A 12,359-nucleotide genomic window follows, 5' to 3' on the forward strand; every position below is an offset into this window, starting at 1 on the left:
ACCTTGCCCGCCAACTTGCGCAAACTGCGGGTTGGACTGCGAATACCGAATTGATTGTTGAGGAAGTCGCGAATGGCGTCCTGTTGCGGCTAAACTCAGCGAAGGACTAATAGCTAAGTTGCCCGCATAGACTTGCTGCGGCAAACAACGACCCCGTAGTCGCGCCGTCGTCGAACCCTAAAACACCCGCTTCCCGCCGACCCACGTCTGGCTGACTTTCGTTCGCCAGATTGTCGCGGGGTCACCCACGAACAGGTCGTGGTCGACGATGATGAAGTCGGCCCATTTGCCGGGGGTGAGCGTGCCGACGCGGGTCTCGGCGTGCGCGGCGTAGGCGGCGCCGGTGGTGAATGCCGCCAGCGCCTGGACCGGGGTCAATTTCTCGGCCGGACGCCAGCCGCCCGGCGGATTGCCCTCGTGGTCCTGCCGCGTCACCGCCGAATAGAGCCCGTAGAACGGGTTCGGCGATTCGACCGGGAAGTCCGACCCGCCGGCAAAGCGCGCGCCGCTGTCGATCAGCGTTTTCCACGCATAAGCCCCCGCCAGCCGCGCCGCGCCGAGGCGGTTCTCCGCCATGTTCTTGTCCGACGTCGCGTGCGTCGGCTGCATCGACGCGATCACCCCGAGGGACGCGAAGCGCGGCAGGTCGGCGGGGTCGACGATCTGCGCGTGCTCGATCCGCAGCCGCAGGATCTGCCGCGTCGCCGCCGGGACCCGCGCATACGCGTCGAGCACCTGCGCGTTAGCCGCATCGCCGATCGCGTGCGTCGCAACCTGGAAGCCGTGACGCGTCGCCTCGTCGATCCATCCGTGCAACTCGGCATCGCTGTGGAATTGCAGCCCGCGATTGCCCGGCGCGTCGCTGTAATCCGCCTTGAGCCACGCCCCGCGCGAGCCGAGCGCGCCGTCGTCATACAGCTTGACCCCGGGCAGCGACAGAAATTCGTCGCCGCTCCAGCCGACCGGTCCGTTCGGCGCAATCGCGTGGAGCGCATCGATCCCGCCCGCCATCGCGGTGATCCGCGCGGTCAGGCGGTGGTTGGCTTCGAATGCGCGGTACAGCGTCCACGTCCCCGGATCGATGCCCATGTCGGCGGCCCCGGTCAGCCCGACCGACGCCATGATCGCGAGCGCCTTGGTCAGCGCCGCGGCGGCCTCGGCGGGGGTCGGTTGCGGCAGGTGCTTGTCGACGAGTTGCTGTGCGCCGTCGACGAACACCCCCGACGGCGCGCCGCCCGCGCCTCGCTCGATCCGCCCTCCGGCAGGATCGGCGGTCGCGGCGGTCACGCCCGCCGCGCGCAGCCCGGCCGAGTTGGTCCACCCCGCGTGGCCGTCGACGCGGTTGAGCCAGACCGGGCGGTCGCCGACGGCGGCATCGAGTTCGGCTGCGGTCGGAAAGCGCCCAAGCTTCCATATCTCCTGGTTCCAGCCGCCGCCGACGATCCAGCGCGCGGTCGGATTCGCCGTGGCGTACGCCTTGATCTGCGTCAGCGCCTCGGCGAGCGATTTCGTGTCGGTCAGGTCGACCGACAGCGCGCGAAAGCCGAGCTCCATGATGTGGCCGTGCGCGTCGATCAGCCCGGGCAGGACGGTCGCGCCCTTGGCATCGACCACAGTCCCGGCAGGCGCAGCGACCCCCTTCGCCAGCGTCGCCTCGACCCGGCCGTCGTCGCCGACGACAAGCGTGCCGAACCGCGCCAGTTTGCCCGCATTGTCGAGCGTATAGCCGTTGGCGTTGACCACCACCGTCCGCGCGGTGAGCGGGGCGGCGATGACGAGTGCCGCCGCGATGCTCAAGCGCCAGATCGTCATTTCGCCCCCCCAGTCGTCAGCCGTCCCAGCGCCCGGAATGCGCGTTCTGCCGCCCAGCCGGTGCGGATCAGCGCGCCGAGCTGCCCCGGCTGGCGCCACAATGACCGCAGAACCGCGGGCAAGTCCATCGCCCCGTCGGGCCGCATCCCGAGCAGCGCGGCGGGCGGGAGGCCGTGCTCGACGCTGTCGGAAATCACCCGTAGCGCGGCGAAGCGGCGGCGGTGGCGTTTGGCGACGCGCGCGGCGACTCCGCTCTCCATGTCGACCGCGATCGCGCCGGTCGCGGCGTAGAGCGCGCGCTTGGCGATCGCGTCGGCGACAGGGCGTTCGCTCGCGGTAATGCGCCCGCGCCGTGCTCCCGGGGGAACGATGAACGGCGCGACCTTGCCCTCGACGACCCAGTCGCCGGGCTTGAGGCCGCCGACGAGCGCGCCCGCGAGACCAATACTGAGGATCGCCGATGCCTGCCCCGCCAGCGCCGACAGCTCGCGTTCGAGCCGTGCCGCGTCGCCGCCACCGGCGATGACCACCACCCCGTCGCGCGCGATCAACTTCGCCTCGCGCAGCAGTCCGGTCGCGACGAGGATCATAAAACCGGGGTCAAAGCCCGTGCGCGACGTGGACGCTGTTGCTCGCGCGCAGGTTGCGATACCGCGCCAACGCCCACAACGGGAAGATCTTCGCATAGCCGTGGTAGCGGAGGTAGAAGACGCGCGGGAAGCCACCGCCGGTGTAGTCCTCCTCGGGCCAGACGCCGTCATCGCTTTGGTTGGCCGCGAGCCACGCGACGCCGCGCGCGACTGCGGGGTATTCAGCCTCGCCCGCCGCCATCAGCCCGAGCAATGCCCAAGCGGTCTGCGATGCGCGGCTGTCGGCGGGAACATGTCCAGTGCGGTCGAGCGCATAGCTGTCGCACCCCTCGCCCCAGCCGCCGTCGGGGTTCTGCACCGCGATCAGCCAGTCGGCCCCGCGCCGGACCGCCGGATCGGCTCCGGTCAGCCCGGCGGCGTTGAGCGCGCACAGCGCCGACCACGTCCCGTAGATATAATTGACCCCCCAGCGCCCGAACCAGCTGCCGTCGGCCTCCTGCTCCTTGCGGAGATAGGCGAGCGCCGCCGCCATCCGTGCCGATCCGACCGGTTCGCCGAGCTGCGCGAGCATCGAGACGCAGCGCGCCGAGACGTCGGCGGTCGGCGGGTCGAGCAATGCGCCATGATCGGCGAACGGGATGTTGTTGAGGTAGTGGTAGCTGTTGTCGGCGTCGAACGCGCCCCAGCCGCCGTCCTTGCTCTGGAGCCCGACGGTCCATTCGGTGCCGCGCGCGATCGCCTCGTCGTAGCGCGCACCGACCCGCCCGCGCGCGCGGTCGAGCGCGCAGACGACGGCGGCGGTGTCGTCGAGGTCGGGATAATGCGCGTTGTTATACTGGAACGCCCAGCCGCCGGGGCGCAGGTCGGGGGCGTTTTCGGCCCAGTCGCCTTTGACGTCGAGGACCTGCCGCGGGATCAGCCAGTCGAGCCCGGCGTCGGCGGCCGCCTCAGCAGCGGGGCTGCGGACTTCGAGCATCGCATGCGCCGCCAGCGCAGTGTCCCAGACCGGCGAAAAGCACGGTTGGCAATAGATTTCGCCATCTTCGCGGCGGACGATGAGTTTCTCGACGGCTGCGCGGGCGATGTCGCGGTGTTCGGGGTCGCCGAGCGCATCGAACATCATCACGCTGTTCGCCATCGCCGGGTAGATCGCGCCGAGCCCGTCGTTGCCGTTGAGCCGCTCGATCACGAAGCTGCGGCAGCGGTCGATCGCGCGCGCGCGCAACCGCTTCGGCCACAAGCCGTCGCCCGCCTTGAGCACGACATCGAGCGCGCCGAATGCCGCCTTCCAGAACGCCTTCGCCCCGGCGACGTTCGACTTCGGCTTGACCGTCGCGCGCGGCAAATACAGCTCGTCGACCTTGATCCCGCGCGGGTTCTTCGCCACCGGGCGCAGCGCCGCGAGGACGAGCAGCGGCACGATCACCGTCCGCGCCCAATACGCCATCTTCGACAAATGGACCGGGAACCAGCGCGGCGCGAGGATCAGCTCGGGCGGCATCGTCGGCACTGTCTGCCACGGCCCGGCAGCGAACAGAGCGAGCTGGATACGGGTGAAGACGTTGACCGCCGCCGCCCCGCCATGGGCGAGGATCGCGGCGCGGGCGCGGGCCATATGCGGCGCGTCGACGGCGTCGCCGATCATCTTGAGCGCGAAATACGCCTTGACCGTCGCCGAGATGTCGAACGCGCCGCCGTGGAACAGCGCCCAGCCGTCGTGATCGCCCTGGATCCGCCGCAGGTAGCGCCCGATGCGTGCCTCGAGGTCGAGGTCGTCGGGCTCACCGAGGAAATGGCGGAGGAGGATGTATTCGGCGGGGATCGTCGCGTCGGCCTCGAGCTCGAACACCCAATGCCCGTCGGGCTGCTGGAGGCGGGCAAGCGCATCGGCGGCGCGACCGACGGCGGCGTCGAGTTCGGCGATCGTGACGGCGGAGCCAGTCGCCGTGGTCACGGCGGACGCGAATGCCGGATGGTTAATGACTGACATTGCCCCTGTTTACAGCCGAAGGAGTCGAAACGCCAAACTTTGTAAGGTCAGGGCTCGACTTGGGGGATCAGGACTTGGCTTGCGCCAGGGTCGCAGCGGTCACGCCCGAGCGGATCGCGCCCTCGATCGTCGACGGCAGGCCGGTCTGCGTCCAGTCGCCCGCGAGAAACAGGTTGCGCGTCGCGGTTGCGGCCGGGGGGCGCAACGCGTCCTGCTCGACCGTCGCGGCAAAGGTCGCGCGGCGCTCCTTGACGACCTGCCACGCGGGCATCGGCGCGGTCAGGGCGAGTGCGGCGGTGACCTCGGCCCAGATCGCGGCGGCGAGGTCGGCACGGTCGCGGTCGACGACGGCGTTCGCCGCGCTGATCGTCACCGAGATGCGATCGGGGAAGGCGAAGATCCACTCGGTGATGCCGCCGAGGACGCCGAGGATCGCGGGGGCATTTGGGGGCGGCGGGACCGCGAAGTGCAGGCTAACGATCGGGTTGAACGCGGTCGGCACGCGCAGGCCGGGGAGCAGCGTCGCCGCGACCGGGGCCGGGACCGCAAGGATCACCGCGCCGTCGACAGGTTCGATGCCATCGGCAAACGTCAGCGATGTCAGCTGCTTGCCACCGAATTCTAATGCGGTCAGTCGCCGCGTGCGGATGTCCGCGCCCCTTTCCCGAAGGTACGCGAGCGCCGGGTCGACGAACGCGGCGGCGAGCGTCGGATGCGCAATCAGCGGGCGGCAGGCGGCACCACCGCGCGCGAGCGAGCCGCGGACGACGGCGCTGGTGAGGGTCGCCGACGCTGCTGCGGGTGGGGTGTTGAGCGCGGCGAGGAGGACAGGTTCGAGGAGCTTGTCCCACAGCGGGCCGTGCGTCGCGACGACCTCGCCGACCGTCGCTCCGGCGGGAGTGCGCAGCAGCCTGGCGAGCGCGAGATAATCGAGCGGGCCGGTTCCGGGCACGCGCCGGGCGGCGGAGAAAATCCACCACGGTACCGGCCCGTCGTTGGGCGCGACGGTGAAGGCGCCCTTGTCCGGGCTGGCGTTCTTCAGGTCGACGAAGCCGAACGCCGTATGCTCGGGGCCACGCAGCTGATCGCTCGCGCCGATCCGTCCGAGATACGCCATCACCGCGCCGTTGCCCGACAGGACGAGGTGATTGCCATTGTCGATCGTCAGCCCGGTCGCGGCGTCGGCGTACGACCGGCACCGCCCGCCGGCCTGCGGGGCGGATTCCGACAGCACGACCTTGTGGCCCGCGGCGGCAAGTTCGACCGCCGCCGACAGGCCCGCGAGGCCTGCGCCGATGACGTGGATGGTCACCGCAACACCCGCGAACCGTTCACCGCAGCAGACCGACCTTGATCACCGTCCACAGCAGCGCCGCCTTGCTCAGCTTGATCCGCGAGCGCGGGCGATGCCAGCCGCTTTGCTCCATCATTGACAGCGTCTTCGAATAGACCCCCGCCATCAGCCGCGGCGCGAACAGATAGCCTGCCGGGCTTTCGGCGAGAATCGCCTTGGCGTGAGCATAATGCTTGTGCGCGAGCGCCGCCAAGTCACGCGCGACGCCGTCGATCGCCGGGTCAGCGGCAACCAGCAACGGATCGTCGCCGGGAATCCCGTGCGCGACCAGATGCTCGCGCGGCAGATACAGCCGCCCGATCGCCGCATCCTCGTCGATATCGCGAAGGATATTCGTCAGTTGCAGCGCGCGGCCAAGATGATGCGCGAGCGCGATGGCCGGCTCGCCGGTCATGCCGAAGATCCGCACCGACAGCCGCCCGACCGCGCTCGCGACGCGGTCGCAGTACAGGTCGAGCGTGGCGACATCGGGGGCGCGGATATCGGCGGCGACGTCCATGTCCATCCCGTCGATGACCGCGAGAAAGTCGTCCTTGGCGAGGCCGAAGTGCGCGACCGCATCGGCGACCATCGACGCGCGCCCCGGGGGTCCCCCGGCGTAGAGCGCCTCGATATCACCGCGCCATGCGGCGAGCGCGGCGGCACGATCGCTGCGGCCGCGGTCGATGTCATCGGCGATATCGTCGACCGCGCGGCAATAGGCATAGACCGCGAACATCGCCTCGCGCTCGGCCTTCGGCAACACGCGCATCCCGGCGTAGAACGAGCTCCGCGAAATCTGGCCGTTGAGCGCGACGCGGTCGTCGTCGGTCACGCGACCACCGCGGTCAGGGCGAGCCATGCGGCGCGGGGCTTCGAATGCGCGACACGTTCGGCGAGCGGGTCGCGGACCTGCAACTGGCACGCGAGATCCTCGGCGAGGCGCTGGATCACACGCACCTCGGCCGCGAGCCGCCGGTCGCGGAGCATCGCCGCGAACGGTGCCGACTGCGCCAGCAGCGCCTCGGCGCGGCGGGCGAGTTCGGCGATGATCGTGCGCAATGCGGGCGGCGAGCGCGTGCCACCGAGAACGTCGATATCGAGACCTGCAGCGTTGAGCATGTCGTCGGGGATATACACCCGGCCCATCTCGCGGAAGTCCTTCCCGCAATCCTGGAGGTGATTGATGATCTGGAGCGCGGCGCACAGCGCGTCCGACGCGGGCCACGTCGACCGGTCTTCGCCGTGGACATCGAGGACGAAGCGCCCGACCGGCATCGCCGACTTCGCGCAATAGTCGAGGAGATCGTCGTAAGTGGCGGTTCTGGGGGTCGTCACGTCGCGGACGAATGCTTTCAGCAGGTCGAGTGCGTGGTCGCGGTCGAGGCGGCGGGCGGCCATCGCTTCGCGCAGCGCGAGCGAGGTGGGTTCGGCCTCGGCTTCCCCGGCGATCGTCGCGCGCATCGCCTCGAGCCGGTCGAGCTTGGCTGCGGGAGGGATAGGGGCGTGGTCGGCGATGTCGTCGGCAGCGCGAGCGAACCGGTAGAACGCCATGATCGGCGCGCGGTTGGCGGGGCGGATCAGCCATGAGGCGACAGGGAAGTTTTCCGTTGTTGCGGTGCGGTTGGGGGTCATGCGCTCGCTTTCGCTTGGGCGCGGCCCTTCCACTGGCCCCCTGCCCCGCGCCACGTCTGCACCGCCGAAACCAGCGTGTACCAGCCATAGACCAAGGCGATCAGCGGCACCGCCGCGCCCCACACCGGCGAGCGGCGATAGAAGCGGAGCATCGGCTGGAACGCCGCCGACATCATCCCCCACGCCAGCGCACCGCCGAGTTTGCCCGCGTCCGAGCCGACGAACGTCAGCAGCGGCGGCGCGACGAAGGTCAGCGTGAGGCCGACCAGCGTCCCGGCAAGCAGCAGCGGCGAATAATCGAGCTGGGCGTACGCCGAGCGCGAGATCATCGCGCCAATATCGCCAATCCGCGGGTACGCGCGCAGCGACACTGAGCGATCGGTCAGCAGCAGCGCGATCGGCCCCTGCGCCTTCATCACCCGCGCCAGCGCGCAGTCGTCGATCAGCGATCCCCGGATTGCCGCGATCCCCCCGGCGCGCTCAAGCGCGGCTCGATCGACGAGCATTACCCCACCCGCCGCCGCCGCGACCTTCCCCGGGCGCGCGATTGCGCGGAACGGGAACAGCATCGCGAAGAACCAGACGAAGGCGGGAACGAGGAAGCGCTCGGCGGCGCTGTCGCAGCGGAGGCGCGCCATCAGCGAGACGAGGACGCGTTGCTCAGTCACCGCGCGGGCGACGAGCGACCGGAGCGTGTCGGGGGCGTGGACGATATCGGCGTCGGTCAGCCAGAGGTAGGTTGGCTCACCCGCGGCGGCGATGCCTTGCGCGACGGCGGCTAGCTTGCCGGTCCAGCCGGGGGCGAGCGGGGATGCGGGGAGGACGGAAAACCTCCCCTCCTCCTTGGGGGAGGGGTCGGGGGTGGGAAGTACGCCGCGCACTCGGGTCTCATCCCGAACGACTGCCCCACCCCCGGCCCCTCCCCCGAAGGGGAGGGGGGCAGACGCAGCGCCTTGGGAACTCGCAGAGGCAGCGTACGCCCGCCGCGCGACCTCGGCCGTCTCATCGCTGCTCGCATCGTCGACGAGGATGATCCGAAACTCCCCCGGGTAATCCTGCGCCGCGAGGCTGGCGATCGCGCGCCCGACCACCGACGCCTCGTCGCGCGCGGGGACGACCGCGACGACGCTCGGCCACGCTGCCGGTGGAGCGGGAATGCCGGCGTCACGCTCGCCCATCCGCCACCAGCCGCCGCGCGCGAACAGCAAGATGCCCCAGATGACGACGACCAGCCCGCCGATAACGCCGCTCACCGCAGCATCCCCGCCGCGCCGAACCATGCCAGCGCGTCGGCAAGCGCAACGCCGTACGGCCGCGCGGTGTAGCCGAGCTCGGCCTCGGCCTTCTCGCTCGTGAAATACATATGATGTCCCGCCATTCGCAGCGCGTCGGCGGTAAGGAACGGTTCGCGCCCGGTGATTTGCGCCACCGCCTCCGCCGCCCACGCCAACGGGAACAGCGGCCCGCGCGGGAGGGCGATCGTCGGCGGCTTGCGCCCCACCAGCCGCGCTATATCGCCGAGCATCGTCCGCAGGCTGACATCCTGCCCGCCGAGGATATAGCGCTCGCCGATCCGCCCGCACTCTAACGCGAGGACATGGCCCAGCGCGACGTCGTCGACATGGACGAGGTTGAGCCCGGTATCGACGAACGCCGGGATCTTCCCCGTCGCCGCCTCGACGATGATCCGCCCGGTCGGCGTCGGGCGGACGTCGCGCGGGCCGATCGGGGTCGACGGGTTGACGATCACCGCGGGGAGTCCGTCGGCAGCGATCATCGCTTCGACGAGCCGTTCAGCGACGACCTTGCTCCGCTTATACGCGCCGATTGCGCGGTCGGGGGTCAGCGGATCGGTCTCGTCGGCCGGTAGCCGGTCGAGGCCGAGAGTCGCCACCGAGCTGGTATGGACGACGCGGCCGACCCCCGCCGCGAGCGCGCCGCGCATGACGTTCTCGGTCTGCGTCCGGTTGTTGCGGACGATCTCCTCGGGATCACGCGCCCACAGCCGATAGTCGGCGGCGACATGGACGACTCCCGCCGCCCCCGTGCACGCCGCCGCGACCGCGCCCGCATCCATCAGGTCGGCGGTGACGATCTCGGCGTCGAGCCCGAGCAGGTTGTCGCGCGGGCTGCTCGCCCGGACGAGGACGCGGACACGGTAGCCCGCCGCGCCGAACGCGCGCGCCACGCTCGCGCCGACGAACCCCGCCGCACCGGTTACCAGGATCGTCTCACCGTTCATCGCGCCTCCCTAGCCGCGAAGCGCGCGGCGTGGATAGTGTCACCGGCTGCGCGGCCGGAATACTATCGTGCAACCACGCGACAAGTCGCGCGCGCGGGTCTATGGAGCCGCGCGTGACTCAGTTTCGACTTCAACGATGATCGGCGTGGCGACGGTGACCGCGGTGCTGATCGCCTTCGCGGTGGCGGGCATCGGCTATCAATTGGTTTCGGCGTTCGCGGTTTGGCGGACGATCGCTCCCGCCCCGCAACCGATCTGGATCGGCAAAGCCCCGTCGGTGACCTTGCTCAAGCCGCTGTACGGCGCCGAGCCCCGGCTCGCGGCAAACCTCGGCGGCTTCCTCACCCAGGACTATGGCGGACGGTGTCAGATCGTCTGCGGCGTCAGCGCCGGCAACGACGGCGCGATCGGCGCGGTCGAGACACTCCGCGCGGAGAGCAACGCCGATATCGCGCTCGTCGTCGACGGCGTCCGCCATGGCAGCAATGCCAAGGTGTCGAACCTCGTCAACATGATGGCGGCGGCGAAGCACGATATCCTCGTGGTCAGCGACTCGGACATCGCGGTCGGCCCCGACTATCTCGCGCGCGTCGTCGGCGCGCTCGCGCTCCCCGGCATCGGCGCGGTGACGTGCCTCTACCACGGGCGCGGCGACTCCGGCGGCTGGTCGAAGCTCGCGGCGCAGGGGATCAGCTACGGCTTCCTGCCCGCGGTCGTCGTCGGCCTGCGGCTGGGCCTCGCCGAACCATGCATGGGCTCCACGATCGCGCTGCGCCGCGAGACGCTCGACGCAATCGGCGGATTCTCGGCGTTCGCCGATGTCCTCGCCGACGACCATGCGATCGGCGTCGCGGTCCGCGTCCCCGGCCTCCATGTCGCCGTGCCGCCGTTCACCGTCGCGCACGGCTGCGTCGACCCGAGCCTGCGCGCGCTGATGCGCCACGAACTACGCTGGAACGTCACGATCCGCCGACTCGATCCGCTGGGGTATCTCGGCCACGGCCTCGTCAATCCGCTGCCGTTCGCGGTCGCGGCGACGCTCGTCCATCCCGTCGCGTGGCCCCTGCTGCCGGTGGCACTGGCGGCGCGCGCACTCGTCGTCGCGGCGGTCGACCGTGTAACCGCGAGCCGCGCTGCGCCGTATTGGTGGCTACCGGCGCGCGATTTCTTGACGTTCGGACTTTTTATTGCCGGGTTTCTGGTGCAATCGGTCGACTGGCGTGGTGCCCGCTTGAAGGTCGCCCGCGACGGCAGCATTTCTGGTCAAGATCCCGTGGTCGCCCGATCACACAACGCCCGTGGTCGCTCGACCACACACAACGAAGGCACGTCCGATGCGTAGTCTCTTTCTCCAGGGTCCGTCGTTCGACGGCTACGACGGCGGCGCCGGTGCGCGCTATCAGATGAAGCGCGAGGTCAAGTCGTTCTGGTATCCGACGTGGCTGGCGCAGCCCGCCGCGCTGGTCGAGGGATCGAAGCTGATCGACGCTCCGGCGCACGACCTGTCGTGGGACGATATCGCGCACGAGGTCGACGACATGGACCTCGTCGTCCTCCACACCTCGACGCCGAGCTTTCGCCAGGACATCCGCACTGCGGAGCTGATCAAGGCGCGCAACCCCAAGGCGCTGATCGGCATGATCGGGGCGAAGGTTGCGGTCGAGACGCAGAAGTCGCTCGAGGCGTCGACCGCGATCGACTTCGTATGCCGCAATGAATTCGATTTCACGATCAAGGATGTCGCCGACGGCATTCCGCTCGCCGATATCGCCGGGATCAGCTTCAGGAACGCGAGCGGCGAGATCGTCAACAACCCCGACCGCCCCGTCATCATGGACATGGACACGCTGCCGTGGGTCACGCCGATCTACAAGCGCGACCTCGACCACACCAAGTATTTCGGCGGCTACCTGCTCCACCCGTACATCAGCTTCTACACCGGGCGCGGGTGCAAATCGCGCTGCACCTTCTGCCTGTGGCCGCAGACCGTCGGCGGGCACAACTACCGGACGCGGTCGATCGAAAACGTCGTCGAGGAGGTCAAGTACACGATCAAGACGTGGCCTGACCTTAAGGAAATCTTCTTCGACGACGACACGCTGACCGATAACGCCCCGCGCGTCGAGGCGCTCGCGCGCGAACTCGGCAAGCTCGGCGTGACGTGGAGCTGCAACGCCAAGGCCAATGTCCCGCGCAAGACGCTGGAAATCATGAAGGCAGGCGGGCTGCGGCTGCTGCTGGTCGGTTATGAGAGCGGCAACCAGCAGATCCTGATCAACATTAAGAAGGGCCTGCGCACCGAAGTCGCGCGCCAGTTCACCAAGGACTGCCACGACCTCGGCATCGTGATCCACGGCACCTTCATACTCGGCCTGCCCGGCGAGACCGCCGAGACGATCGAGGAGACGATCAACTACGCCAAGGAGCTCAACCCGCACACGATCCAGGTGTCGCTCGCCGCGCCGTATCCGGGGACGTTCCTGTACAAGCAGGCGACCGAGAACGGCTGGTTCGACAATTCGACCGACCTGCTCAACGACGACGGCGAGCAGATTGCCCAGCTCAGCTACCCCCACCTCCCCGCCGCGCAGATCTTCGATGCAGTCGAGGATTTCTACCGCCGCTATTATTTCCGCTTTAGCAAGATCAAGGACATCGTCTGGGAGATGCTGCGCGACTGGAACATGATGAAGCGCCGCCTGCGCGAAGGCGTCGAGTTCTTCGAGTTCCTGCGCCATCGGAAAGAGGCGGCGTAAC

General features: G+C 69.2%; 10 protein-coding genes. 2 read left to right on the forward strand and 8 right to left on the reverse strand.

All coding sequences use genetic code 11. The features are described 5' to 3' along the window. Positions 1-177: 177 nt before the first annotated feature. The 8 genes from KZX46_RS17575 to hpnA all read right to left on the reverse strand — a co-directional run bounded on the left by KZX46_RS17575 (position 178) and on the right by hpnA (position 9,602). The gene (locus tag KZX46_RS17575; RefSeq protein ID WP_219775049.1) at positions 178-1,812 is read right to left on the reverse strand and encodes an amidohydrolase; all 1,635 of its coding nucleotides are present in this window, start codon (positions 1,810-1,812) and stop codon (positions 178-180) included. Beyond that, positions 1,809-2,402 (reverse strand): phosphorylase, encoded by a 594-nt coding sequence (locus tag KZX46_RS17580; RefSeq protein ID WP_219775050.1) that lies wholly within the window; start codon positions 2,400-2,402, stop codon positions 1,809-1,811. The genes KZX46_RS17575 and KZX46_RS17580 overlap by 4 nt, the downstream gene beginning before the upstream one ends. A 10-nt stretch (positions 2,403-2,412) precedes the next feature. After that, positions 2,413-4,356, reverse strand: a complete 1,944-nt coding sequence (gene shc / locus KZX46_RS17585; RefSeq protein ID WP_226896031.1) for a squalene--hopene cyclase — start codon at positions 4,354-4,356, stop codon at positions 2,413-2,415. 103 nt (positions 4,357-4,459) lie between these two features. Beyond that, a complete protein-coding gene (gene hpnE, locus KZX46_RS17590) occupies positions 4,460-5,704 on the reverse strand; it encodes a hydroxysqualene dehydroxylase HpnE (protein ID WP_219775052.1) in 1,245 nt (414 codons plus the stop codon). Positions 5,705-5,723: 19 nt separating this feature from the next. Then, positions 5,724-6,587, reverse strand: coding sequence for a presqualene diphosphate synthase HpnD (gene hpnD / locus KZX46_RS17595; protein WP_219775053.1), 864 nt, complete (start codon positions 6,585-6,587; stop codon positions 5,724-5,726). After that, on the reverse strand, positions 6,557-7,360 hold the full coding sequence (gene hpnC / locus KZX46_RS17600; RefSeq protein ID WP_219775054.1) for a squalene synthase HpnC: 804 nt from the start codon (positions 7,358-7,360) through the stop codon (positions 6,557-6,559). Before hpnC ends, hpnD begins: the two co-directional genes overlap by 31 nt. Then, the gene (locus KZX46_RS17605) at positions 7,357-8,640 is read right to left on the reverse strand and encodes a glycosyltransferase (RefSeq protein WP_219775055.1); all 1,284 of its coding nucleotides are present in this window, start codon (positions 8,638-8,640) and stop codon (positions 7,357-7,359) included. The genes hpnC and KZX46_RS17605 overlap by 4 nt, the downstream gene beginning before the upstream one ends. Then, a complete protein-coding gene (gene hpnA, locus KZX46_RS17610; RefSeq protein WP_219775056.1) occupies positions 8,610-9,602 on the reverse strand; it encodes a hopanoid-associated sugar epimerase in 993 nt (330 codons plus the stop codon). Before hpnA ends, KZX46_RS17605 begins: the two co-directional genes overlap by 31 nt. A 145-nt stretch (positions 9,603-9,747) precedes the next feature. Here hpnA and hpnI point away from each other — a divergent pair, with 145 nt between their 5' ends. Then, positions 9,748-10,944: a bacteriohopanetetrol glucosamine biosynthesis glycosyltransferase HpnI gene (gene hpnI / locus KZX46_RS17615; protein ID WP_370647476.1), complete on the forward strand. Its 1,197-nt coding sequence runs from the start codon at positions 9,748-9,750 to the stop codon at positions 10,942-10,944. Next, entirely contained in the window at positions 10,937-12,358 is a 1,422-nt protein-coding gene (gene hpnJ / locus KZX46_RS17620) for a hopanoid biosynthesis associated radical SAM protein HpnJ (RefSeq protein ID WP_219775057.1), read from the forward strand. The genes hpnI and hpnJ overlap by 8 nt, the downstream gene beginning before the upstream one ends. The last annotated feature ends 1 nt before the right edge of the window (position 12,359 follow it).

The sequence above is a fragment of the Polymorphobacter sp. PAMC 29334 genome, assembly GCF_019431245.1.
In the GTDB taxonomy this organism is placed as follows: domain Bacteria; phylum Pseudomonadota; class Alphaproteobacteria; order Sphingomonadales; family Sphingomonadaceae; genus Polymorphobacter_B; species Polymorphobacter_B megasporae.

Coding starts and splice junctions, on each gene's coding strand:
- hpnD (WP_219775053.1), bottom strand. CDS start 6,587: ATGGCTCGCCCTGACCGCGGTGGTCGCGTGACCGACGACGACCGCGTC.
- hpnA (WP_219775056.1), bottom strand. CDS start 9,602: ATGAACGGTGAGACGATCCTGGTAACCGGTGCGGCGGGGTTCGTCGGC.
- hpnC (WP_219775054.1), bottom strand. CDS start 7,360: ATGACCCCCAACCGCACCGCAACAACGGAAAACTTCCCTGTCGCCTCA.
- KZX46_RS17575 (WP_219775049.1), bottom strand. CDS start 1,812: ATGACGATCTGGCGCTTGAGCATCGCGGCGGCACTCGTCATCGCCGCC.
- hpnJ (WP_219775057.1), top strand. CDS start 10,937: ATGCGTAGTCTCTTTCTCCAGGGTCCGTCGTTCGACGGCTACGACGGC.
- KZX46_RS17580 (WP_219775050.1), bottom strand. CDS start 2,402: ATGATCCTCGTCGCGACCGGACTGCTGCGCGAGGCGAAGTTGATCGCG.
- KZX46_RS17605 (WP_219775055.1), bottom strand. CDS start 8,640: ATGGTTCGGCGCGGCGGGGATGCTGCGGTGAGCGGCGTTATCGGCGGG.